Consider the following 23,106-nt stretch of genomic DNA (forward strand, 5'->3'; position numbering starts at 1 on the left):
CAAATGAAAAAGCCGGTTCGCGAGAACCGGCTTTTGCGTTGATCGAACCGACGGGGCTTAAACCTGCGCGCCCGCGTTGGGATCGTTCGGATCGTACTTGTCCTTCTTTTCCTTGACGAGGTCTTCGCGCTTCACGCCGAGCCACATCGCGATGGCCGCCGCGACGAACACCGACGAGTAGATGCCGAAGAGAATGCCCACCGTCAGCGCAAGTGCGAAGTAGTGGAGCGTCGGGCCGCCGAAGAAGAACATCGAGAGCACCATCATCTGCGTACAGCCGTGGGTGATGATGGTTCGCGACATCGTGCTCGTGATCGCGTGGTTGATGACCTCAGCAACGGTCATCTTGCGTTCGCGCCGGAAGGTTTCGCGAATCCGGTCGAAGATAACGACCGATTCGTTCACCGAGTAGCCGAGCACCGCGAGCACGGCGGCAAGCACCGAGAGCGAGAACTCCCACTGGAAGAACGCGAAGAAGCCGAGAATGATCACGACGTCGTGCAGGTTCGCGATCACGCCGGCCACGGCGTACTTCCATTCGAAGCGGAACGACAGGTAGATGATGATGCCCGCCACCACGCACGCGAGCGCGAGCAGGCCGTCGGTGGCGAGTTCCTTGCCGACCTGCGGGCCGACGAACTCCACGCGCTGAAGCTGCACCTGCGAATCCGCGGACTTGAGCGCGCCCATGACCTGGTCGCTCTGCTGCGCGGACGTGAGCCCCTGCTTGAGCGGCAGGCGGATCAGCACGTCGCGCGAGGTGCCGAAGTTCTGCACCTGCGCGTCGCCATAGCCGAGCTTCGCGAGCGTGCCGCGCACGGGCTCGAGTTCGACCGCCTGCGGATACTGCACTTCGATGACCGTGCCGCCCGTGAACTCGATCGACAGATGCAGGCCGCGGTGGAACAGGAAGAACACCGCCGCGATGAACGTGATGAGCGAGATCGCGTTGAAGATCAACGCGTGCTTCATGAACGGGATGTCTTTGCGGATGCGGAAAAATTCCATGATCTTGACTCCGTATCAGCGGGACGAGCCCGGGTTGCTCGGGCCGCTCGGCCCGTTTCTGCGGCGCACGACCGGCTTGGCGCGCGCCGTGCCGCTCGCCGTGCCCGCAGCCTTCGCGGACCTGGTGGCCTTGGCGGTCTCACGCGTTGCCGTGGCGATGGCGCGGCCCGTGTCGGTGTCCGCGTCGTCGTCGCTGGTCAGCATGGCAGCGCCTGCCATGTCCGGCTGCGGACGCCACACCTGGCCCACGGCCAGCGACTTGAGCTTCTTCTTGCCGCCGTACCAGAGGTTCACGAGCCCGCGCGAGAAGAACACGGCCGAGAACATCGACGTCAAAATGCCGATCACGTGCACGATCGCGAAGCCGCGCACCGGGCCCGAGCCGAACGCGAGCAGCGCGAGACCGGCGATGAGCGTGGTCACGTTCGAGTCGAGAATCGTCGCCCAGGCGTGCGCGTAGCCGTTGTGGATCGCGAGCTGCGGCGGCGCGCCGTGGCGCAGTTCTTCACGGACCCGCTCGTTGATGAGCACGTTCGAGTCGATCGCCATACCGAGCGCGAGCGCGATAGCGGCGATGCCGGGCAGCGTGAGCGTGGCCTGCAGCACCGAGAGCACCGCGACGAGCAGCAGCAGGTTCACCGAGAGGCCGATCACCGAGATCATGCCGAACAGCATGTAGTAGCCGATCATGAACACGGAAATCGCGGCAAAGCCGTAGATCACCGAGTCGAAGCCCTTGCGGATGTTGTCGGCGCCGAGGCTCGGGCCGACCGTGCGTTCTTCGATGATTTCCATCGGCGCCGCGAGCGAGCCGGCGCGCAGGAGCAGCGCGAGGTCGGCGGCGGCCTGCGGCGTGGGCTGGCCCGTGATCTGGAAGCGGTCGCCCAGTTCCGACTGGATCGTCGCGACCGTCAGCACTTCGCCCTTGCCGCGCTCGAACAGCACCATCGCCATCGGCTTGCCGATGTTGTCGCGCGAGACGCTGCGCACGGAGCGCCCGCCCGCCGAGTCGAGACGGATGTTGACCGACGGACGCTGATGTTCGTCGAAGCCCGCCGACGCGTCGATGATGCGGTCGCCGGTGAAGATCACCTGCTTTCTGAGCAGCACGGGCGCCTGGTTGCCCTGCGTGAAGAGTTCGTCGCCCGGCGGAACCGGCGCATTCGGATCCGGGTGCAGGCCGAGCGGGTCGGCGAGGCGCGCTTCGAGCGTCGCCGTGCGGCCGATGATGTCCTTCGCCTTCGCGGTGTCCTGCACGCCCGGCAACTCGACCACGATGCGGTCGTTGCCTTGCTGCTGGATCACGGGCTCGGCCACGCCGAGTTCGTTCACGCGGTTATGCAGCGTCTGGATGTTCTGCTTGAGCGCGGCTTGCTGAACCGACTGTCTGACCGTGGGCGTGAACGTGCCGACGAGCTGCACGCCGCCTTCCGGCGCGGTTTGCGTGGCCCACTGGAGTTCGCTGACGCCGCTTGCGAGCACCTTGCGCGCGCCTTCGGCGACTGCCGGATCGGCGAAATTGATCACCACCGACTGGCCGACGCGGTTCACGCCGCCGTCGCGGATGTTCTTCTCGCGCAGCAGCGTGCGCGCATCCGATGCGTCCGAATCGAGCTTCTTGCTGAGCGCGCCGTTCATGTCGACTTGCAGCAGGAAGTGCACGCCGCCGCGCAGATCGAGACCGAGGTACATCGGCAGCGCGCGCATGCCGGTCAGCCAGCGCGGCGAGGCGCTTTGCAGGTTCAGCGCGACGATGTACTGCGGATCGGTCGGGTCGGCATTCAGCGCCTTCGTGAGCACGTCCTTCAGGCGCAACTGCGTGTCGGTGTCGGCAACGCGCACGCGGATGTTCGCGTTCATCGCCGAGTTGTCGAACGTGACGTCGGCGGCGGCGATGTTGTTCGCGGCGAGCGCGGCCTGCACCTGGGCGAGCGTGCCGCTGTCGAGCTTGACAGTGGCCTTGCCGCTCGACACCTGGACTGCGGGCGCTTCGCCGAAGAAATTGGGCAATGTGTACACGAGGCCGATGGCGAGCGCCACGACCATCACGACATATTTCCAGAGGGGATAACGGTTCATTGGTTGACCCAACGGGGGAGGGGAATTGCGTGCTCGAGTTGCGTGCTCGATGCGCGCGCGTCCGGCAGGGTCTGGGCTGGTGGATTTCAGCCGGGACAGTGCCGGACGCTTCAGGCTGCTCAGGCTGTTCGCGGGAACGCTGCGGCTTGCGGCGTTCGCGAGCGAGCGCTTACAGCGACTTGATCGTGCCCTTCGGCAGGATCGTCGAAACCGCCGACTTCTGCACGGTGATTTCGGTGCCGTCCGCCACTTCGACGTCCACGTAGGCTTCGCCGACCTTGGTCACCTTGCCGACGATGCCGCCGCTCGTGACGACTTCATCGCCCTTGGCCATGTTCGCGAGCATGTTGCGGTGTTCCTTCTGACGCTTCATCTGCGGACGGATCATGATGAAGTACAGCACCGCGAACATCAGGATCAGCGGCAGGAAGCTCATCAGACTGGATTCCGCGCCACCCGCTGCGGAGCCTTGTGCGAAGGCATTGGAAATGAACGACACGTTGGTCTCTCCGTTTATACGATCGAAAATCAAGCCGGTTATTCTACCACCGGCGCCCGGCGCGACGGCTACCCAAAATTGGCTTTCCTATCAAGCTCTTAATGCGACAAATGCGCATTGCGGGCGGTGATGGGAGTGGCCGATCCTGGATCAGTGTGGTTCGTCGGCGCTTCGCGCTTGTTGCGCTGCGTCGCGCGACGGACCCGTCCGTCCGTCTTGTGTTGGTGAAAGCGGATTGTAATGTACTCCGGGTGCATGCGGTGCGCGGCCAACGGCTGCCGGCGCGCAAACCGTCGTGCGATGTTGCCTGGCTTCGGCGCCTCGCGCCCTTATTGCTCCACGCCGCGCGCGCGGTTCTCGTGGAAGCGCTGACGGAAAGCCGCGAACGTCTTCGCCTCGATCGCCTGGCGGATCTCGCTCATCAGTTCGAGGTAGTAGTGCAGGTTGTGGATCGTGTTCAACTGCGCGCCGAGAATCTCGCCTACGCGATGCAGGTGATGCAAATAGCCGCGCGTGAAATTGCGGCAGGTGTAGCAGCCGCACTGCTCGTCGAGCGGGCGCAGCGAGTTGCGGTGCGTCGCGTTGCGGATCTTGATGTCGCCGAAGCGCGTGAAGATCCAGCCGTTGCGCGCATTGCGCGTCGGCATCACGCAGTCGAACATGTCGATGCCCGACGCCACGCCCGCCACGAGATCCTCCGGCGTGCCGACGCCCATCAGGTAGTGCGGCTTGTCGGCGGGAAGCTGCGGCGCGATGTGTTCGAGCACGCGCATCATGTCTTCCTTCGGCTCGCCGACTGAAAGACCGCCGATCGCAAAGCCGTGAAACGGCATCTCCGAGAGGCCGGCGAGCGATTCGTCGCGCAGGTCCTCGAACATGCCGCCCTGCACGATGCCGAAGAGCGCGTTCGGGTTGCCGAGGCGGTTGAACTCGTCGATCGAGCGCTTCGCCCAGCGCATCGACATGCGCATGGAGTCGGCGGCGTCTTTGTGCGTCGTCGGCACGCCGTTGGTCGCGTAGGGCGTGCATTCGTCGAACTGCATGACGATGTCCGAGTTCAGCACCTTCTGGATCTGCATCGACACTTCGGGCGAAAGGAACAGCTTGTCGCCGTTGACGGGCGACGCGAAGCGCACGCCGTCTTCGGAGATCTTGCGCAGGTCGCCGAGCGAGAACACCTGGAAGCCGCCCGAATCGGTGAGGATCGGACGGTTCCAGCCCATGAAGCGATGCAGGCCGCCGTGCGCCTCGATCGTTTCGAGCCCCGGGCGCAGCCAGAGGTGGAAGGTGTTGCCGAGGATGATCTGCGCGTTCATCTCGACCAGCTCGCGCGGCTGCGTCGCCTTGACCGTGCCGTAGGTGCCCACGGGCATGAAGATCGGCGTTTCGACGACGCCGTGATTGAGCGTGACGCGCCCGCGCCGCGCGAGGCCGTCGGTGCCGAGCAGTTCGAATTTCAGGCCATTTTGTGGCCGTTCGCCAAGGTAGGCGCCGTGTTCGGCGCGTGCATCGTTTTGTTGATGACCGTCGGTCATGCATGAGCTCCTGTGCCACCGGAAAACAGTCCGGCGCAGATGGTGGCGACCGTCGCGTTCGCGCTTGTGTTCGCGTTCGTGCGCGGCGGTCGAGGGAAATTCGTGTGGGCGCCTGTTACCCGCCTATTACCCGCTTATTACCCGTTGGTTACGCGTCGAGCGCGTTCTCGCTCCGGGTGAGCAGCATGGCGTCGCCGTAGCTGAAGAACCGGTAGCGCGCCTCGATGGCGTGACGATACGCCGCGCGGATCGTTTCGACCCCCGCGAACGCCGACACGAGCATGAGCAGCGTCGACTTCGGCAGGTGAAAGTTCGTGACGAGCCGGTCCACCACGCGGAACTGGTAGCCTGGCGTGATGAAGATGTCGGTTTCCGCCGAAGTCGCCGCAAGCGCGCGGCCTTCGCGCCCGGCGTCGCGCGCCGCCGCTTCGAGCGCGCGCATCGACGTCGTGCCCACCGCGATCACGCGCCCGCCGCGCGCACGGGTGGCCGCGATCTTGTCGACGAGCGACTGCGGCAACTCGTACCACTCGCTGTGCATCTTGTGCTCGGCGATGTTCTCCACGCGCACCGGCTGGAACGTGCCCGCGCCGACGTGCAGCGTGAGCGTCGCGCGCTCGACGCCCATCGCGTCGAATTTCGCGAGCAGCGCATCGTCGAAGTGCAGGCCCGCCGTGGGCGCGGCCACCGCGCCCGGATTGTGCGCGAACACGGTCTGGTAGCGCGTCTCGTCGGTCGCGTCGGCGTCGTGCGTGATGTAGGGCGGTAACGGCAGGCGGCCGTGCTGCTCGATCAGCGTGAGGCAGTCGTCGGGGAAATGCAGCGTGTAGAACGGCTCGACGCGCTCGCCCACCGTCACGTCGAATGCGTCGGCGAGGCGCAGCGTCGTGCCCGGCGCGGGGCTCTTGCTCGCGCGGATCTGCGCGAGCGCCGTGCGCGCGCCCGTGAGGCGCTCGACGAGCACCTCGATCTTGCCGCCGCTGGCCTTCTGGCCGAAGAAGCGCGCCTTGAGCACCTTCGTATCGTTGAAGACAAGCAGATCGCCGGGCGCGAGGCACTCCGGCAGGTCCGCGAAGCGGCGGTCGGTGAGGCGCGCGGGCTGCACGCGGTTGTCGACTTCCAGCAGACGGCTCGCGCTGCGCTCGGGCAGAGCGGTCTGCGCAATCAGTTCTTCGGGGAGGTCGAAATCGAAATCGGAAAGCTTGAACATGCGGCCTGATGAAACGGAAATGCGGCTGATGGCTTCGGGCGGCGCTTGCGCGAGAGGCGGCTCGCGCGCCGCGATCAAAACCACGATGCCCGCCGCGGTGCGGCGAGCGGCTATGATGGCGGGACCGTTCGCGTTTGTGCTCGCGTTTGTGCTTGTGCAGCACGCGTTGCGTGCCACGCGCGCTCTCGCGAGCGGCAGCGGGTCTTGTCGCACAATGCGCGCTTGGGGCCTGCTGCGCCACGCCGGAAAGCCGATATTGTACTTGCGAAGCCGCCTATGCCCTCATCTGTGAGCCGTCCGATGCCCGAAACCGATTCGTCCGGCGACGCGCGCGAGCGCGTCGGCGCGAGCGTTGCGGCGGCGGACGGCAAGCACGCGGCTGCGGAACGCTCCGCTGAGCGCACAGAGCGCGGCGGCCGCGGCAGGCGTGCGGCGAGCGCGCCTGCGGACGGCGAGCGCAACGAAGGCAACAAGAGCAACGAGGGCATCGACAAGCACGGCGCAACGGCCGAGGCGCCGAAGGGCAAAAAGAGCGCTCGCGCGAAAGAGAAAGACAAGCCCGCCGTCACGAAAACCGCCGACCGTCTCGCCAAACTCGGCCTCTCGCGCGACATCGACCTCGTCCTGCATCTGCCGATGCGCTACGAGGACGAAACCACGCTCACGCCGATTGGCGAACTGCTGCCCGGCGGCGTCGCGCAGACGGAAGGCGTCGTGTTCGATAACGAAATCGCGTACCGTCCGCGCCGCCAGTTGCTGGTGAAACTGCGCGACGAGCGCGGCGACGAACTCGTCCTGCGCTTTCTGAACTTCTACGGCTCGCAGGTCACGCAGATGGCGGCGGGCCGCCGCCTGCGCGTGCGCGGCGACGTGCGCGGCGGGTTCTTCGGCATGGAAATGGTGCATCCGGCGGTGCGCGTCGTCGACGACGACACGCCGCTGCCGCAGGCGCTCACGCCGGTCTATCCGTCGACGGCGGGCGTGAGCCAGGCGTATCTGCGCAAGGCGATCGACAACGCGCTCGCGCGCGCGTCGCTGCCCGAACTGCTGCCCGAGGCCGTCGAGCGCGAATTCATGGCGCCGCTCGGCCTGCCCCCGCTGATGGAAGCGGTGAAGACGCTGCACCATCCGCCCATCGACGCCGACGAAGCCGAGCTGATCGACGGCACGCATCCGGCGTGGACGCGCATCAAATTCGAGGAACTGCTCGCGCAGCAACTGTCGCTCAAACGCGCCCACGAAGAGCGCCGCACGCGCGCCGCACCGGCCATGCCGTTGCGCGAAACTGCCGCGCCGGGTGCCGAGGGTGTTGCTGACGCGCCGCTGGTCGAGCCGCGTGTTCAGCCGCTTGTTCAGCCACTTGTCGAAAGATTGCGCGCCTCGCTGCCGTTCCAGTTGACGAGCGCGCAGCAGCGCGTCGTCGCCGAGATCGCGCGCGAACTCGAACTGCCGCATCCGATGCAGCGTCTCCTGCAGGGCGACGTCGGCAGCGGCAAGACCGTGGTGGCGGCGCTGGCGGCGGCGCAGGCCATCGACGCGGGCTATCAAGCGGCGCTGATGGCGCCCACCGAAATCCTCGCCGAGCAGCACGCGCGCAAGCTGCGCGGCTGGCTCGAACCGCTCGGCGTGCAGGTGGCCTGGCTCGCGGGCAGCCTCAAGGCGAAGGAAAAGCGCGCCGCGATCGAAGCGGCGGCGCTCGGCACCGCGCAGCTCGTGATCGGCACGCACGCGATCATTCAGGATACCGTCGAATTCGCGCGGCTCGGCCTCGTGATCGTCGACGAACAGCACCGCTTCGGCGTCGAGCAGCGGCTCGCGCTGCGCGCGAAGGCGAAGAACACGAGCGCCGCCGCGCCCGCCGGGCAGGCGTTCCAGCCGCATCAGCTGATGATGTCGGCGACGCCCATTCCGCGCACGCTCGCGATGACGTATTACGCGGACCTCGACGTATCCACCATCGACGAACTGCCGCCTGGCCGCACGCCGATCCTCACGAAGCTCATCTCCGACGCGCGCCGCGAAGAAGTGATCGGGCGCGTGCGCGCGGCGGCGCTCACGGGACGCCAGGTCTACTGGGTTTGCCCGCTGATCGAGGAGAGCGAGACGCTTCAGCTGCAAACGGCGGTGGAGACATACGAGACGCTCGTCGCCGCGCTGCCGGAATTGACGGTCGGGCTCGTGCACGGGCGGCTTTCGTCGACGGAGAAGGCCACCGTGATGGACGCCTTCTCGCGCGACGAAGTGCAGTTGCTCGTGGCGACGACCGTGATCGAAGTGGGCGTGGACGTGCCCAACGCCTCGCTGATGGTGATCGAGCACGCCGAGCGCTTCGGCCTCGCGCAGCTGCATCAACTGCGCGGACGCGTGGGGCGGGGCAGCACGGCGTCGGTGTGCGTGCTGCTCTACAGCGGGCCGCTTTCGCTCACGGGCCGCGCGCGGCTGCAGACGATGCGCGAAACCACCGACGGCTTCGAGATCGCGCGCCGCGATCTGGAGATCCGCGGCCCCGGCGAATTCCTCGGCGCGCGTCAGTCGGGCGCGGCGATGCTGCGCTTCGCGAACCTCGAAACGGACGGCTGGCTCATCGAACCCGCGCGCGGCGCGGCCGACTTGCTGCTGCGCGACTGGCCGCACGTCGTCGCGCAGCATCTGAACCGCTGGCTCGGCGCGCGCGAGCAGTATCTGAAGGCCTGAGTGAAAACTTCACATCAGGCACCGCTGCGCCGTGGAATCCGTGCGCTTCGGCGTCGTCTGAGGAATGCCGTTCCTGCCCGACGATGTATGTTGAATATTGGCGAATCGCCGCCATAGGTGTATAAGTACAAACTATCGAATTATCTATTCTGATTGGTCCCCAAAGAAATGACGCTGACTGAATTGAAATACATAGTCGCGGTTGCTCGCGAGCGCCACTTCGGACGGGCCGCAGAAGCGTGTTTCGTCAGCCAGCCGACCTTGTCGGTGGCGATCAAGAAGCTCGAAGACGAACTCAACGTGCAGATTTTCGAGCGCGGCACGAGCGAAGTGAGCGTCACGCCGATCGGCGAGCAGATCGTCACGCAGGCCCAGCGCGTTCTCGAACAGACGCTGGCCATCAAGGAAATCGCCAAGCAGGGCAAGGATCCGTTGATCGGACCGCTGCGGCTCGGCGTGATCTACACGATCGGGCCGTACCTGCTGCCGACGCTCGTCAAGCAGATGATCACGCGCTTCCCGCAGATGCCGCTCATGCTGCAGGAAAACTACACGCTCAAGCTCATCGAACTGCTCAAGCAGGGCGAGATCGACGTGGCGATCCTGGCGCTGCCGTTCCCCGAAACCGGCCTCACGCTGCGCCCGCTCTACGACGAGCCGTTCGTCGTCGCGCTGCCGTCCGGCCACGCGTGGGAGAAGCGCGAGAAGATCGACGCGGGCGACCTCAAGCAGGAAACGATGCTGCTGCTCGGCAGCGGGCATTGCTTCCGCGATCACGTCCTCGGCGTGTGTCCCGAGCTGATGCGCTTCTCGCAGAACGCGGACGGCATCCAGAAAACCTTCGAAGGCTCGTCGCTCGAAACCATCCGCCATATGGTGGCGAGCGGCGTCGGCATCACGGTGCTGCCGCGCATGTCGGTGCAGGAGGTGAAACCGCACGCGGGCGGTGTCGATTCGGGGCTGCTCTCGTACGTGCCGTTCGACGAACCTGTGCCGGACCGCCGCGTCGTGCTCGCATGGCGCAAGAGCTTTACGCGCATGCCGGCAATCGAGGCGATCGTCGATGCAGTGCACGCCTGCGATCTGCCGGGCGTCAAAAAGATCGAGGCGTCGGCCGAAGCGGCCTGAGGTATTTTCGGGCTCATTCGCCGCCTGGTCGGCACTCATCTGCCACTTCGCTGCCGCCCGCTGATGCTGGCGGCGGTGTCCACCTTCCCTCTGGATTGCCCGCTCTGCGTTCCCGTCTGACGATGGGAACCCGATAGCGAAAGGCTATTTGATAGATTTCTTTAATCAAATATCGTTCGTCAATAGCTGTTGATATAGTGCCTCCCATGCGTCGCGGCCCGGGATCAACGGGCGCGGCGAAGTCACCGCCACTGTGGCGGCAGCGGCGAAGCGTACGGACGCTTCGTCGTCTTCAGGACCGGTCAAGGAGAACGATCATGACGAGGATTGCAACGATGACGCTCGATGCCATCGGCATCGCCCGCCCAGTCGATGCGGGGCAGCGGTTCGCTCGCGCGACATTGGCGCTGCGCCGCGCGAGCGGCTTCGCGATCTTCGCAGGCGGGCTCATTGTGCTCGCGAGCCATGCGCTGACGCGTCTGGCTGGCGGTTGAACGCAGGCTGCCGCACGGCGTGGTTTGGGTGCGGTTTCACCGTCCGACAGACAGGGTCGGATGAGCGTGGCCGCCTTTCCATCTACGCTAAACTGACTCCCGTTTGATCATTTGCGGTTCGCCGCCGATGCGGTGCGACCGGACCCGACCCGACTGGCATCGACAATTCGTCACACTTCAAACAAGGAGTCGCCATGGTTAAGAAAGCAAACGTGCAGCATGTGAATATCGGCATCAGCGACAAGGATCGCAAGAAGATCGCGGAAGGACTCTCGCACCTGCTCGCGGACACCTACACGCTGTACCTCAAGACTCACAATTTCCACTGGAACGTCACGGGGCCGATGTTCAACACCCTGCATCTGATGTTCGAGACGCAGTACACGGAACTGGCGATGGCCGTCGATGCAATCGCCGAGCGTATTCGTGCGCTGGGCGTGAACGCGCCGGGCAGCTATAAGGAATTCGCGAAGCTTTCGTCGATTGCGGAAGCGGACGGCGTGCCGGCGGCGGAAGAGATGATCCGCCAGCTGGTGGAAGGCCAGGAAGCGGTGGTGCGCACGGCGCGCGCGATTTTCCCGGCGACGGAAGCCGCCTCGGACGAGCCGACCGCCGACCTGCTCACGCAGCGCATGCAGACGCATGAAAAGACGGCGTGGATGCTGCGCTCGCTGCTGGCGTAATGGTCGATTAGCGGTTGCTTGGTGGTTGATTAACGGTCGATTTGCAGCGCGGCGCGCTGCGAAACGATTCTCAAAGGGCCTGCCGGAACCTCCGGCGGGCCTTTGTTTTAGCGGCGCGCACCGATGTTCTGCCCAGCGCGCCCGTATTCACTCGGCGGCGTCATGACGGTAACGCGGTGGGCGGCGTGCGCACTGTCCTACAATAGCGGCATTGTTTTTCCCACACCGATCATGTTCGCCCGACTCCCGCTTTATCTGCGGCTCGTCCGCATGGACAAGCCGATCGGCAGCCTGCTGCTGCTCTGGCCGACGCTCAACGCGCTGTGGATTGCCTCGAATGGCCGTCCGTCGCTGTCGCTGCTCGTGATTTTCACGGTCGGCACCGTGCTCATGCGCTCGGCGGGCTGCGCGATCAACGACTACGCCGACCGCGACTTCGACCGATACGTGAAGCGCACCGCCGAGCGGCCCATCACGTCGGGCCGTATCCGCGCATGGGAGGCGGTGGCGATTGCGGCAGGGCTCGCGCTCGTCTCGTTTCTCCTGATCCTGCCGCTCAATACGCTCACGAAGCAGCTTTCGGTGGTCGCGCTTTTCGTTGCGGCGTCGTATCCGTTCACGAAGCGCTTCTTCGCGATTCCGCAGGCGTATCTGGGCATCGCGTTCGGGTTCGGCATTCCGATGGCGTTCGCCGCTGTGCAGGATCATGTGCCGCTGCTCGGCTGGATCATGCTGGCCGCGAACGTATGCTGGTCCATCGCCTACGACACCGAATACGCCATGGTCGATCGCGACGACGACATCAAGATCGGCATCCGCACCTCCGCGCTGACGTTCGGCCGCTTCGACGTGCTCGCCATCATGCTGTGCTATGCGGCGACGCTCGGCATTTACGTCTGGGTGGGCATCGCGCTCGGTCTCGGGCTGCTTTACTGGATCGGCTGGGCGGCTGCGGCAGGCTGCGCGGTATATCACTACACACTTATCAAAGACCGCGAGCGTATGCCGTGCTTCGCCGCCTTTCGCCATAACAACTGGCTGGGCGGAGCGCTGTTCGCGGGCATCGCCGCGCATTACGCATTCGCGGCGGCGATGTAACGGTGCGGGCGGGCGCAAAACCCGCGCGCGCCGTCCGGCTCGCTACTGCCTGCCGAACTCTTCACCCATTTCCTTCGCGCGCGCATCAGCGGCCAGGGCGCCGCGCACGATCGCATCCTTCACGCCCGAACCCGCGAACGAGGTAAGCGCCGCAGCCGTTGTTCCGCCCTTCGACGTCACGCGCTCGCGCAGCACCGCGGGCGATTCGTCTGATTGCAGCGCGAGTTGCGCCGCGCCCGTGAAGGTGGCGACAGCGAGTGCGCGGCTTTGCTGCTCGTCCATGCCGAGCTGGCGGGCCGCCTCTTCCAGCGCTTCGATGAAATAGAACACGTAGGCCGGGCCGCTGCCAGAAATCGCGGTGACGGCGTCGATCTTCGCTTCGTCGTCGAACCAGACCGTCTGGCCGACCGCGCCGAGCGCGTCCGAGGCGAGCTGGCGGCCCGCTGCATCGACGCCTTCGCTCGCGACCAGCCCCGTTGCGCCCATGCCGATCAGCGCGGGCGTGTTGGGCATCGTGCGGACGACGCGTGCGTGGCCGTCGAGCCAGCGCGACAGATCCGCGATCCGGATGCCGGCCATGATGCTGATGACGACCTGATGCGGCGCGAGATGCGGCGCGAGCCCTTCGGCGACGCTCTTGGCGACTTGCGGCTTGACCGCGAGCAGCACGGCGTCGTACTGCGCGAGTGCCGCGTCTGCGCTTGCGCCGGTGCGTACGCCGAATTGTTCGCTGGTGCGCTTGCGGGCGTCCTCGTTCGGATCGACCGCGTACAGATTGGCGGCGGGCACGCCTTTGCGGATCAGTCCGCCGATGAGTGCGGCGGCCATGTTGCCGCCGCCGATGAATGCGATTTTCATGGTGAGGGAGAGCGTGAGTGGATCAGTGGGAATAATCGCGTGCGCCGAAGATCGCCGTACCGATTCGCACGATGGTCGCGCCTTCCAGCACGGCGGCTTCGAGGTCGGCGGACATGCCCATCGACAGCGTATCGAGCGCAAGACCGTTCGCGCGCAGCGCGTCGAACAGCTCGCGCAGCACGCGGTGCGGCGCGCGCTGCGCCTCGAGGGTGGTTTCGGGTTCGGGAATCGACATCAGCCCGCGCAGCCGCAGATTGGGCAGCGCTGCGATTTCATACGCGATCTGCGCCGCTTCCTGTGGCGCGACACCGCTCTTGCTGGCCTCGCCGCTCACGTTGATCTGGAGGCACACGTTGAGCGGCGCCATGCCGGCGGGGCGCTGTTCAGAAAGACGCTGCGCGATCTTCAGGCGGTCGACCGAATGCACCCAGTCGAAGCGTTCCGCGACGGGCCGCGTCTTGTTCGACTGCAGCGGCCCGATGAAATGCCATTCGAGGCTTGCTCGCAGATCGGCCAGCGCTTCGATTTTCTCGACGGACTCCTGCACGTAGTTCTCCCCGAACGCACGCTGCCCGGCAACGTGTGCCGCGCGCACGTCCTGCGCGGGGAAGGTTTTGGAGACCGCGAGCAGCGCGACTGATTGCGGATCGCGGCCGGCGTTGCGGGCGGCGGCGGCAATGCGTTGCTGGACGGCTTCGAGATTGTGGGCGAGATCGGTCATGGGACTTGTAGCGAGCCGCGCTGCATTGCAGGCGGCCATTGAATCGAACCGGAAAGAACGAGGGCAATTATACGGACTGCGCCGGACGCGAAACATAGGCCGAACGGCCAGCTATTTTCGCGCCCGGCGTTTCGCTACGCTGGCTCGACGTTCAATCTTTCGCGCTCAGTTCGCTGCCAGCATATGTTCGACCAGCTCGATCCAGTGTGTTACCGGAATCGTCGTGCCGCTTTGCAGGTGCGCGATGCAGCCGATATTCGCCGAAACGATCAGTTGCGGCTCAAGCGCCTTGAGGCGCTCGATTTTCTGGTTGCGCAGCGTGTAGGACAGGCGCGGCTGCGTGATCGAATACGTGCCGGCCGAGCCGCAGCACAGGTGGCTGTCGACGGGCAGACGCACGTCGAGGCCGAGCGCGCCCAGCACCTTTTCCACGCCGCCGCGCAATTGCTGTCCATGCTGGAGCGTGCAGGGCGGGTGCCACGCGACCGTCTGGATGCTGCGCCGGCGCGTCGCCGCGACGAGCTGTTCTTCGAACGCGGGCAGGATTTCCGAAAGATCGCGCGTGAGCTCGACGATGCGCCGCGCGCGCCCGGCATAGGCCGGATCGTTGCGCAACAGGTGCGCGTATTCCTTCACCGTCGCGCCGCAGCCCGAGGCGTTCATCACGATCGCCTCCACGCCTTGCTCCACATACGGCCACCAGGCATCGATATTGGCGCGCGCGTCGTCGAGCGCGTCGTCCATGTATCCCAGATGCAGGCGGAACGCGCCGCAGCAGCCGGCGTCGGGCGCCACGATCGTTTCGATATCGAGCGCGTCCAGCACACGCGCCGTCGCGATGTTGATGTTCGGCATCATCGAAGGCTGCACGCAGCCCGAGAGCATCAGCATCTTGCGTGCGTGCTTCGCGGTCGGCCAGGCGAGCGGGCGCTGGCGCACGGGCACCTTGTCGCGCAGGCGTCGCGGCAGGAGCGGGCGGACCTGCTGGCCGAGCCGCATCACGGGCGAAAACAGCGCGCGGCGCGGCAGGACGGTGGCGAGCACCCGGCGCAGCACGCGCTGGCGCAGCGGCCGCGCGACCTTCTCTTCGGCGTGCTTGCGGCCGATTTCAACGAGCCGGCCGTACTGCACGCCGGAGGGGCAGGTGGTCTCGCAACTGCGGCAGGTCAGGCAGCGGTCGAGGTGCGTCAGCGTGCTCCTCGTCACGGGCGCGCCTTCCACCATCTGCTTGATCAGATAGATGCGCCCGCGCGGGCCGTCGAGTTCGTCGCCGAGGAGATGATAGGTCGGGCAGGTCGCCGTGCAGAAGCCGCAATGCACGCATTTGCGCAGGATGGCGTCGGCTTCGTCGCCGTCCGCCGTGTTCCGGATGAAGTCCGCGAGGTTCGTCTGCATTGCGGCGTGTCGATGGGTTCAGAAATCGGAGTACAGGCGGCCGCGATTGAAGATGCGCGCCGGATCGAATGCGGCTTTCAGGCCGCGGTGGATCTTCATGACCGGCGCAGGCAGCGGGGTGAATACGCCCGCGCTGCGGTCGTAGTCGCGGCCGGTGCGGAACATCGTCGCGTGGCCGCCCGCCTGCTTGGCCGTGATACGCACGGTTTGCGCATCGGTTTCGGTGATCCACCAGCGTTGCGCGCCGCCCCATTCCATCAACTGGGTGCCGGGCAACTGCAGCGTTTCGGCGATCGAGGGCAGCGCAACGCGCCAGAGCGCCGCGTTCGGCGAGATAGCCGAGAAGAACGGATCGGTCTGCTCGCGCAGACCGGCCCAGAAGCGCTCGGCTTCCACCGCGTCCACGACCTCGCCGCCGAGCGTCGTGCGCGCGGCCTTCACCGCGGCTTCCGCGCCTGCGAGCCTCACTGCAAGCGTGCGGTTGCGCCAGGCGCTTGCCGTCATGGGCAGCGGGCGGCCGCCCCATTCGTTGAGCTTGCGTACGGCGTCGCTGCCGCTCATTTCGAACTTGAGCGTCGTTTCGGCTTGCGGCGCGGGCAGCACTTTCACCGAGAGTTCGAGCATCAGCCCGAGCGTGCCGAGCGAACCCGCGAGCAGGCGCGACACGTCGTAGCCCGCCACGTTCTTCACGACCTGGCCGCCGAAGTGCAGCACGTCGCCGTGGCCGTTCATGATCACCGCGCCGAGCACGAAGTCGCGCACGGCGCCCGCCGCGACGCGGCGCGGTCCCGCGATGCCGGCCGCGATGCAGCCGCCGAAAGTGGCCTGCGCGCCGAAGTGCGGCGGCTCGAACGCGAGCATCTGATCGTGTGCGGCGAGCGTCGATTCGATTTCGGACAGCGGCGTGCCCGCGCGGGCGGTGATGACGAGTTCGGCTGGATCGTAGGAAATGATGCCGCGATGCGTGCGTGTATCGAGCACGTCACCCTCGAGCGCCTGTCCATACCAGTCCTTCGTGCCGCCGCCGCGTATGCGCAGCGGGCGGCCATCGGCGGTCGCCGCGCGCACGCGCTCCGACCAGACGGCGACGATATCGTCCTCTTTCATGAGCTGAGTGTCGTTCTCGCTGACGTATTCGTTGTGGTTCGTTTGATTGTACTGACCGGACCCGTGCTGGCAACCCGGAGCGGACCCGTAGCTCCGGGTGAACCAGGCGAACCCGGTGAGCCAAACGCCCCGGCGCACAGCGGTGGCCGTGCGCAACGGGGCGCCAGATCGTCAGAAACGGGGCAGCTCGGGATGCGGCAGCAGGTTGCCGCGTACGCGCAGCTTGCCGTACTCGGCGCAGCGGGCGCGCGTCGGAATGCCCTTGTCGGGATTGAGCAGTCCGGCGGGATCGAACGCGTGTTTCACGGCATGGAATGCTTCGCGCTCCTGCGGCGAGAATTGCACGCACATCGAATTGATTTTTTCGATGCCCACGCCATGCTCGCCCGTTACCGTGCCGCCCAGCTCGACGCAGGTTTCGAGGATGTCCGCGCCGAACGCTTCGGCGCGGTGCCATTCGTCGAGGTCGTTACCGTTGAAAAGAATCAGCGGGTGCATGTTGCCGTCGCCCGCATGGAATACGTTGATGCAACGCAATCCGTATTGCGTCTCCATCTCGTGGATACGCGCGAGCAGCGGCCCGATGCTGCGGCGTGGCACGGTGCCGTCCATGCAGTAGTAATCCGGCGAGATGCGGCCCGCCGCCGGGAACGCGTTCTTGCGGCCCGACCAGAAGCGCAGCCGCTCCTCCTCGGTGCGCGAGATCTGGATACGCGTCGCGCCGTGCTGACGCAGCACGGCGGTCGTGCGCGCCACTTCGTCGGCGACTTCCTCGGGCGTGCCGTCCGACTCGCACAACAGGATCGCCGCCGCGTCGAGGTCGTACCCCGCGTGCACGAACTCTTCCACGGCGCGTGTGGCCGGTTTGTCCATCATTTCGAGACCGGCTGGAATGATCCCCGCCGCAATGATGGCCGCGACCGCCTCGCCGCCTGTCACGACATCGTCGAAGCTCGCCATGACGACCTGCGCGGTCTGCGGGCGCGGGATCAGCTTGACGGTCACTTCGGTCACGATCGCGAACATGCCTTCGCTGCCGATCATCACGGCCAGCAGGTCGAGTCCCGGCGCGTCGGGCGCGAGCGAGCCGAACTCGATGATTTCGCCTTCCATCGTCACCGCGCGCACGCGCATGACGTTATGCACGGTGAGGCCGTACTTCAGGCAATGGACGCCGCCCGAATTCTCGGCGACGTTGCCGCCGATCGTGCAGGCGATCTGCGACGAAGGATCGGGTGCGTAGTAGAGCCCGTACGGGGCGGCCGCCTCCGACACCGCAAGGTTGCGCACGCCGGGCTGAACCGTCGCGGTCCGCGCGTACGGGTCGACTTCGAGAATGCGCCGAAAGCGCGCGAGCGAGAGAACGATGCCATGGCGGATCGGCATCGCGCCGCCCGAAAGACCTGTGCCCGCGCCGCGCGGCACGACCGGCACGTCGAGCCGGCGGCAGATCTGCACGATGCGCTGCACCTGCGATTCCGTTTCCGGCAAGGCGACTGCGAGCGGCAGGCGCCGGTAGGCGGCGAGGCCGTCGCACTCGTACGCGACCGTGTCCTCCTGCCGGTACAACAGGCAGTGCGCAGGCAGTACCGCCATCAAGGCCTGTACCACTTCGCGCTGGCGCTGCGCGAGCAATTCCGGCGACATTGCTGCCGGTTCGTCCATGTCTCCTCCCGCTGGTCTGTCGTGCCGCCGGGCGGCGGGCCGTGGCTTTCGCTATTCGGACGGTCAGGCCTGTCAGGCCGCCCACGCAAATATTTTGCCCGGGTTCATCAGGTTATGCGGATCGAGTGCGTGCTTGATCGCGCGCATGGCGTCGACGGCATCGGCGCCGTGTTCTTCCACAAGGAAATCCATCTTGTGCAGCCCAACGCCGTGCTCGCCCGTGCAGGTGCCGTCCATGGCGAGCGCGCGCTCGACGATGCGGCGGTTCAGCCGCTCGGCTTCCTCGATCTCCTCGGGCTTGCCTGGGTCGAGCAGCATGAGCACGTGGAAGTTGCCGTCGCCCACATGGCCGACGATCGGGCAGAGCAGCGGCGACGTTTTCAGGTCCGCTTCCGTTTCGATCACGCATTCGGCGAGGCGCGAGATCGGCACACAAACGTCGGTCGTCACGGCGCGGCTGCCGGGCCGCAGTTGCAGCATCGCGAAGTACGCATTGTGGCGGGCGTTCCACAGGCAGCTGCGCTCTTCGGGGCGGGTTGCCCATTCGAAGCCCTCGCCGCCGTTGTGTGCGGCGATCTCCTGCACCTGTTGCGCCTGTTCCTCGACGCTCGCGGCCGTGCCATGAAACTCGAAGAAGAGCGTAGGCGCTTCACGCAGCGCCAATTTCGAATGGCGATTGATCGCGCGCACGGCGAGCGAATCGATGAACTCCACGCGCGCGATCGGCACGCCTGTCTGGATCGTCTCGATCACCGCGCGCACGGCATCGGCCATCGAATGAAACGCGCAGACCGCCGCCGACACCGCTTCCGGCTGCGGGTAGAGCCGCACGGTGATTTCGGTGATGACGCCGAGCGTGCCTTCGGAGCCGACGAAAAGGCGAGTGAGGTCGTATCCCGCCGACGACTTGCGCGCGCGCGTGCCGGTCTTGATGACGCGGCCATCGGCGAGCACGGCAGTGAGGCCGAGCACGTTCTCGCGCATCGTGCCGTAGCGCACGGCGTTGGTGCCGGAGGCGCGCGTTGCGGACATGCCGCCGATGCTCGCATCCGCGCCGGGATCGATCGGGAAGAAGAGGCCGGTGTCGCGCAGCGCATCGTTGAGCTGCTTGCGCGAGACGCCGGGTTCGACGGTCGCCGTGAGGTCTTCCGCGTTGATCGACAGCACGCGGTTCATCCCCGCGAGGTCGATCGACACGCCGCCCTCAACGGCCAGCAGGTGGCCTTCGAGCGACGATCCGCTGCCGTAGGGGATGATCGGCGCGCCATACTGCGCGCACAGCTTGACCGCGGCCTGGACGTCTTCGGTGCTGCTCGCGAACACGACGGCATCGGGCAGTTGCGGGTCGTAGCGCGACTCGTCGCGGCCATGGTGGGCGCGCACGGCTTCAGAAGTGGAGAAGCGGTTGCCTAACGCTTCATGCAGCTTGTCGACGAGTTCGGTGGCGAACGGCCGACGTGCGGTTACCGGCGGCGCAGGATGATTCATGCGGAGGTTTCCTTCGTGTGTAGACGTCGTTCTCTGCCCGGGCCATTCTACGCTGAACGATTGCGCCCGGCCGTTGCCGCCAAGCGCGAAACGCAGCTAAACCCGGCGAAACCGGGCGAAACTTATAATGTCGGCCACGCGCAGCGGCGCGGTAAAACACGTTTCAGGAGGACACATCATGGGCAATCGGCTGAGCAAGATCGCGACGCGAACCGGCGACGACGGCACAACCGGACTTGGCGACGGCAGCCGCGTGCGCAAGGACGACTTGCGCATCGCTGCGATCGGCGACATCGACGAACTCAATTCGCAGATCGGCGTGCTGCTCTGCGAGTCGCTGCCCGACGACGTGCGCGCAGCACTTACTGCGATCCAGCACGATCTCTTCGACCTTGGCGGCGAACTTTGCATTCCCGGTCACACGCTCGTGACCGATGCGCATCTGGCGCGGCTCGACGGCTGGCTGGCCGACTACAACGCGGCGCTGCCGCCGCTCAAAGAATTCATCTTGCCGGGCGGCTCGCGCGCAGCAGCGCTCGCGCACGTGTGCCGAAGCGTGTGCCGGCGAGCCGAACGCGCTGTGGTCGCGCTGGGGGCGCAGGGTGCATCGGCGGGACAGGGTGCGCCCCTTGCCGATACGCCGCGCCGCTATGTGAACCGGCTCTCGGATCTGCTGTTCGTGCTGGCGCGTGTGCTCAATCGCGTGAACGGTGGGGACGACGTGTACTGGCACCACGACCGTGGTGCATCGGCGGGCTGATGAGTTGAAATGCTCAGTTGAAGCGTGGGGTCGAAGGCCAGCTCAGGTGCCCCGATAAAAAGGGGTGAATCTCTTAGCATAGTCGGGGTCGGAGCGGGTGAGGGCATGTGCGACAAAATGCCCTGATATTGAGCCATGTCAAAGAAGTATCCTAATCGCATCTTTCACGCGGAGAAACTGAATGACTGCGCTTACCGCCGACCAGATGGCCCTCGTCAAGGCCACGGCACCTGTATTTGCCGAGCACGGCGCCACGATCACGAAGCATTTCTACAAGCGGATGTTCAATGCGCATCCCGAGCTGAAGAACCTCTTTAACCAGACGCATCAGCAAAGCGGCAGCCAGTCCGAGTCGCTTGCGCGTGCCGTCTACGCGTATGCGGCGAATATCGACAACCTGGGCGCGCTCGGCGGCGCGGTCACGCATATCGCTCACAAGCACGCGAGCCTGAATATCCGCCCCGAGCACTATCCGATCGTCGGGCGCCATCTGCTGGGCGCTGTCGTCGACGTGCTGGGCGACGCCGTCGATCAACCGACGCTCGACGCCTGGACGCTCGCTTACGAACAACTCTCGCAGATCATGATCGGCACCGAGGCGAAGCTGTACGACGGCGCGTCGTGGAGCGGCTTCCGTCCGTTCAAGGTGATCCGCAAGCACGTGGAAAGCAGCGAGATCACGTCGTTCTATCTCGCGCCCGCCGACGGGTCGTCCGCAGGCGGCTTCCAGGCCGGCCAGTACGTGAGCGTGAAGCGCTTCGTCGACACGCTCGGCGTCGACCAGCCGCGTCAGTACAGCCTCTCGGATGCGCCGCACGGCCGCTGGCTGCGCATCTCGGTCAAGCGCGAATCGGGCCGCGCCGATACGCAGCCGGGCCACGTTTCGAACCTCATGCATGACGGTGTCGAGGTCGGCACCGTCGTTCACGTCAGCGCGCCGATGGGCGAATTCACGCTCGACCGCTCGAATGACACGCCGGTCGTGCTGATGAGCGGCGGCGTCGGCATCACGCCGATGGCGTCGATGCTCGCCACGCTCATGATCGAAAGCGACACGCGCCCCGTCACCTTCGTGCACGCCTGCCGCAATGCGAGCGTTCATGCGTTCCGCGACTGGCTGCACGAAGTCGCCGACGGCCATCCGAACTTCCGTCGCGCGGTGTTCTACGAGACGGCGGGCGCGCAGGATCGTGCGGGCGTCGATTACGACTTCGAGGGCCGGCTCGATATCGGCCGCATCGAAGAGGCCGTGCTCGTGCCCAACGCCGACTACTATCTGTGCGGCCCGGTCGCCTTCATGCGCGAGCAGCGTGAAGCGCTCGTTGCGCGCGGCGTCGACGAGCAGCGCATCCATACGGAGATCTTCGGCTCGGGCATGCTCGATTAAACGCCGTTTGTAGCAGCACAAAAAGCGAAGCCCCGGCGCGAGCCGGGGCTTTTGCACATCTCATCGCCGTGCCGGGCAAAACACCGGCGCAACACCGGCGCAACCCGGGTGAAGAGGATTCGCGGCTCAGTTGCCGCTGCCGCGCGCGACGCGGCGCAGCCTGACGCTTTGCGCGAGCCCTTCGAGCAGCGTCACGCTTTCGTCCCAGGCGATGCACGCATCAGTGATGCTCTGGCCATAGGTGAGCGCGCAACCTTCCTTCAGATCCTGGCGGCCCGCCACGAGATGCGACTCGACCATCACGCCGATGATGCGCTCGTCGCCCTCCGCAACCTGGCGGCCGATCTCGGCGCACACGGGAATCTGGTTCTCGTGCTTCTTCGAGCTGTTCGCGTGGCTCGCGTCGATCATCAGGCGCGCGGCGAGTCCGGACTTGCCGATGTCGGCGCAGGCGGCGTTCACGCTGTCGGCGTCGTAGTTCGGGACTTTGCCGCCGCGCAGGATCACGTGGCAATCCTCATTACCCGCCGTCGAGACGATGGCCGAATGGCCGCCCTTCGTGACCGAGAGGAAATGATGCGGCTGCGAAGCGGCCTTGATGGCATCGACGGCGATCTTCACGTTGCCGTCCGTGCCGTTCTTGAAGCCGACCGGGCACGACAGGCCCGAAGCCAGTTCGCGGTGCACCTGCGATTCGGTCGTGCGCGCGCCGATGGCGCCCCACGAAACCAGATCGGCGAGGTACTGCGGGCTGATCATGTCGAGATATTCGGTGGCGGCGGGCAGGCCCAGGTCGTTCAGGCGCACGAGCAGTTCGCGCGCGGTGCGCAGGCCGTCGTTGATCTTGAAGCTGTTGTCGAGGTACGGATCGTTGATGAGGCCTTTCCAGCCCACCGTCGTGCGCGGCTTTTCGAAGTACACGCGCATCACGATTTCCAGCTCGCCCGCGAAGCGCGAGCGCATCGGCAGCAGCTTTTCGGCGTATTCGACCGCGGCCTTCGTGTCGTGGATCGAGCACGGGCCGATCACGACGATCAGACGGTCGTCCATGCCGTGCAGGATGCGGTGCAGCGCCTCGCGCGTCTCGTGAATCAGGTTCGATGCGGCCTCGGAGCACGGGAACTCGCGGATCAGGTGCGCGGGCGGCGTGAGTTCTTTGAGTTCCCGAATGCGGACGTCATCGGTATTGTGCGGGGGCATGGCGGTTTCTCCTGATCCTGTGCGTAGCGTGCCGGCGGTCGAGCTTTGGCCTGCGGCGAAATCGGTTTAGATGAAAATTGCTGCTCGGTTGCGTGTT

At 65.8% G+C, this 23,106-nt stretch carries 19 protein-coding genes; 7 read left to right on the top strand and 12 right to left on the bottom strand.

Annotated features, from left to right (window positions below):
• Nucleotides 1-57 precede the first annotated feature (57 nt).
• The 5 genes from secF to queA all read right to left on the bottom strand — a co-directional run bounded on the left by secF (nt 58) and on the right by queA (nt 6,331).
• Nucleotides 58-1,008 (bottom strand): protein translocase subunit SecF, encoded by a 951-nt coding sequence (secF, locus tag EPN59_RS03855; RefSeq protein ID WP_293033210.1) that lies wholly within the window; start codon nt 1,006-1,008, stop codon nt 58-60.
• A gap of 15 nt (nt 1,009-1,023) precedes the next feature.
• A complete protein-coding gene (secD, locus tag EPN59_RS03860; protein WP_293033212.1) occupies nt 1,024-3,087 on the bottom strand; it encodes a protein translocase subunit SecD in 2,064 nt (687 codons plus the stop codon).
• 169 nt (nt 3,088-3,256) lie between these two features.
• Nucleotides 3,257-3,586, bottom strand: a complete 330-nt coding sequence (gene yajC / locus EPN59_RS03865) for a preprotein translocase subunit YajC (protein ID WP_293033214.1) — start codon at nt 3,584-3,586, stop codon at nt 3,257-3,259.
• 329 nt (nt 3,587-3,915) lie between these two features.
• Nucleotides 3,916-5,121, bottom strand: a complete 1,206-nt coding sequence (tgt, locus tag EPN59_RS03870) for a tRNA guanosine(34) transglycosylase Tgt (protein ID WP_293033216.1) — start codon at nt 5,119-5,121, stop codon at nt 3,916-3,918.
• Between the two features lie 148 nt (nt 5,122-5,269).
• Nucleotides 5,270-6,331 (bottom strand): tRNA preQ1(34) S-adenosylmethionine ribosyltransferase-isomerase QueA, encoded by a 1,062-nt coding sequence (queA, locus tag EPN59_RS03875; protein WP_293033230.1) that lies wholly within the window; start codon nt 6,329-6,331, stop codon nt 5,270-5,272.
• 300 nt (nt 6,332-6,631) lie between these two features.
• Here queA and recG point away from each other — a divergent pair, with 300 nt between their 5' ends.
• The 5 genes from recG to ubiA all read left to right on the top strand — a co-directional run bounded on the left by recG (nt 6,632) and on the right by ubiA (nt 12,428).
• Entirely contained in the window at nt 6,632-9,025 is a 2,394-nt protein-coding gene (gene recG, locus EPN59_RS03880; RefSeq protein WP_293033218.1) for an ATP-dependent DNA helicase RecG, read from the top strand.
• A 168-nt stretch (nt 9,026-9,193) separates the two neighbouring features.
• Nucleotides 9,194-10,153, top strand: coding sequence for a LysR substrate-binding domain-containing protein (locus EPN59_RS03885; protein WP_293033220.1), 960 nt, complete (start codon nt 9,194-9,196; stop codon nt 10,151-10,153).
• Between the two features lie 317 nt (nt 10,154-10,470).
• Nucleotides 10,471-10,647 (top strand): hypothetical protein, encoded by a 177-nt coding sequence (locus EPN59_RS03890; RefSeq protein WP_293033222.1) that lies wholly within the window; start codon nt 10,471-10,473, stop codon nt 10,645-10,647.
• A 194-nt stretch (nt 10,648-10,841) separates the two neighbouring features.
• The gene (locus tag EPN59_RS03895) at nt 10,842-11,330 is read left to right on the top strand and encodes a Dps family protein (RefSeq protein ID WP_293033224.1); all 489 of its coding nucleotides are present in this window, start codon (nt 10,842-10,844) and stop codon (nt 11,328-11,330) included.
• 231 nt (nt 11,331-11,561) lie between these two features.
• Nucleotides 11,562-12,428: a 4-hydroxybenzoate octaprenyltransferase gene (ubiA, locus tag EPN59_RS03900; protein WP_293045585.1), complete on the top strand. Its 867-nt coding sequence runs from the start codon at nt 11,562-11,564 to the stop codon at nt 12,426-12,428.
• A 42-nt stretch (nt 12,429-12,470) separates the two neighbouring features.
• Here ubiA and proC read toward each other — a convergent pair whose 3' ends face one another.
• The 6 genes from proC to EPN59_RS03930 all read right to left on the bottom strand — a co-directional run bounded on the left by proC (nt 12,471) and on the right by EPN59_RS03930 (nt 19,662).
• Entirely contained in the window at nt 12,471-13,286 is an 816-nt protein-coding gene (gene proC, locus EPN59_RS03905) for a pyrroline-5-carboxylate reductase (protein ID WP_293034536.1), read from the bottom strand.
• A gap of 22 nt (nt 13,287-13,308) precedes the next feature.
• A complete protein-coding gene (locus EPN59_RS03910; protein WP_293034535.1) occupies nt 13,309-14,007 on the bottom strand; it encodes a YggS family pyridoxal phosphate-dependent enzyme in 699 nt (232 codons plus the stop codon).
• 165 nt (nt 14,008-14,172) lie between these two features.
• Entirely contained in the window at nt 14,173-15,402 is a 1,230-nt protein-coding gene (glcF, locus tag EPN59_RS03915) for a glycolate oxidase subunit GlcF (protein ID WP_293034534.1), read from the bottom strand.
• Nucleotides 15,403-15,420: 18 nt separating this feature from the next.
• Entirely contained in the window at nt 15,421-16,509 is a 1,089-nt protein-coding gene (gene glcE, locus EPN59_RS03920) for a glycolate oxidase subunit GlcE (protein WP_293034533.1), read from the bottom strand.
• Nucleotides 16,510-16,680: 171 nt separating this feature from the next.
• On the bottom strand, nt 16,681-18,174 hold the full coding sequence (locus tag EPN59_RS03925) for an FAD-linked oxidase C-terminal domain-containing protein (protein ID WP_293034532.1): 1,494 nt from the start codon (nt 18,172-18,174) through the stop codon (nt 16,681-16,683).
• Nucleotides 18,175-18,246: 72 nt separating this feature from the next.
• Nucleotides 18,247-19,662 carry an FAD-linked oxidase C-terminal domain-containing protein gene (locus tag EPN59_RS03930; RefSeq protein ID WP_293034531.1) on the bottom strand — a complete coding sequence of 472 codons (1,416 nt, stop codon included), beginning with the start codon at nt 19,660-19,662 and terminating at the stop codon, nt 18,247-18,249.
• A 178-nt stretch (nt 19,663-19,840) separates the two neighbouring features.
• On the opposite strand from EPN59_RS03930, the gene EPN59_RS03935 reads away from it, so the two are divergent.
• The gene (locus tag EPN59_RS03935; RefSeq protein WP_293034530.1) at nt 19,841-20,422 is read left to right on the top strand and encodes a cob(I)yrinic acid a,c-diamide adenosyltransferase; all 582 of its coding nucleotides are present in this window, start codon (nt 19,841-19,843) and stop codon (nt 20,420-20,422) included.
• A 181-nt stretch (nt 20,423-20,603) separates the two neighbouring features.
• On the top strand, nt 20,604-21,809 hold the full coding sequence (gene hmpA, locus EPN59_RS03940; protein WP_293045588.1) for an NO-inducible flavohemoprotein: 1,206 nt from the start codon (nt 20,604-20,606) through the stop codon (nt 21,807-21,809).
• A gap of 126 nt (nt 21,810-21,935) precedes the next feature.
• Here the strand turns inward: hmpA and aroG are convergent, their stop codons facing one another.
• Nucleotides 21,936-23,009 carry a 3-deoxy-7-phosphoheptulonate synthase AroG gene (gene aroG / locus EPN59_RS03945; protein ID WP_293040893.1) on the bottom strand — a complete coding sequence of 358 codons (1,074 nt, stop codon included), beginning with the start codon at nt 23,007-23,009 and terminating at the stop codon, nt 21,936-21,938.
• Nucleotides 23,010-23,106: the final 97 nt, after the last annotated feature.

The organism is Paraburkholderia sp. (assembly GCF_004298475.1).
In the GTDB taxonomy this organism is placed as follows: domain Bacteria; phylum Pseudomonadota; class Gammaproteobacteria; order Burkholderiales; family Burkholderiaceae; genus Paraburkholderia; species Paraburkholderia denitrificans.

Coding starts and splice junctions, on each gene's coding strand:
- hmpA (WP_293045588.1), top strand. CDS start 20,604: ATGACTGCGCTTACCGCCGACCAGATGGCCCTCGTCAAGGCCACGGCA.
- EPN59_RS03885 (WP_293033220.1), top strand. CDS start 9,194: ATGACGCTGACTGAATTGAAATACATAGTCGCGGTTGCTCGCGAGCGC.
- queA (WP_293033230.1), bottom strand. CDS start 6,331: ATGTTCAAGCTTTCCGATTTCGATTTCGACCTCCCCGAAGAACTGATT.
- EPN59_RS03925 (WP_293034532.1), bottom strand. CDS start 18,174: ATGGACGAACCGGCAGCAATGTCGCCGGAATTGCTCGCGCAGCGCCAG.
- EPN59_RS03890 (WP_293033222.1), top strand. CDS start 10,471: ATGACGAGGATTGCAACGATGACGCTCGATGCCATCGGCATCGCCCGC.
- EPN59_RS03935 (WP_293034530.1), top strand. CDS start 19,841: ATGGGCAATCGGCTGAGCAAGATCGCGACGCGAACCGGCGACGACGGC.
- recG (WP_293033218.1), top strand. CDS start 6,632: ATGCCCGAAACCGATTCGTCCGGCGACGCGCGCGAGCGCGTCGGCGCG.
- ubiA (WP_293045585.1), top strand. CDS start 11,562: ATGTTCGCCCGACTCCCGCTTTATCTGCGGCTCGTCCGCATGGACAAG.
- aroG (WP_293040893.1), bottom strand. CDS start 23,009: ATGCCCCCGCACAATACCGATGACGTCCGCATTCGGGAACTCAAAGAA.
- EPN59_RS03895 (WP_293033224.1), top strand. CDS start 10,842: ATGGTTAAGAAAGCAAACGTGCAGCATGTGAATATCGGCATCAGCGAC.
- glcF (WP_293034534.1), bottom strand. CDS start 15,402: ATGCAGACGAACCTCGCGGACTTCATCCGGAACACGGCGGACGGCGAC.
- secD (WP_293033212.1), bottom strand. CDS start 3,087: ATGAACCGTTATCCCCTCTGGAAATATGTCGTGATGGTCGTGGCGCTC.
- secF (WP_293033210.1), bottom strand. CDS start 1,008: ATGGAATTTTTCCGCATCCGCAAAGACATCCCGTTCATGAAGCACGCG.
- EPN59_RS03910 (WP_293034535.1), bottom strand. CDS start 14,007: ATGACCGATCTCGCCCACAATCTCGAAGCCGTCCAGCAACGCATTGCC.
- EPN59_RS03930 (WP_293034531.1), bottom strand. CDS start 19,662: ATGAATCATCCTGCGCCGCCGGTAACCGCACGTCGGCCGTTCGCCACC.
- proC (WP_293034536.1), bottom strand. CDS start 13,286: ATGAAAATCGCATTCATCGGCGGCGGCAACATGGCCGCCGCACTCATC.
- tgt (WP_293033216.1), bottom strand. CDS start 5,121: ATGACCGACGGTCATCAACAAAACGATGCACGCGCCGAACACGGCGCC.
- glcE (WP_293034533.1), bottom strand. CDS start 16,509: ATGAAAGAGGACGATATCGTCGCCGTCTGGTCGGAGCGCGTGCGCGCG.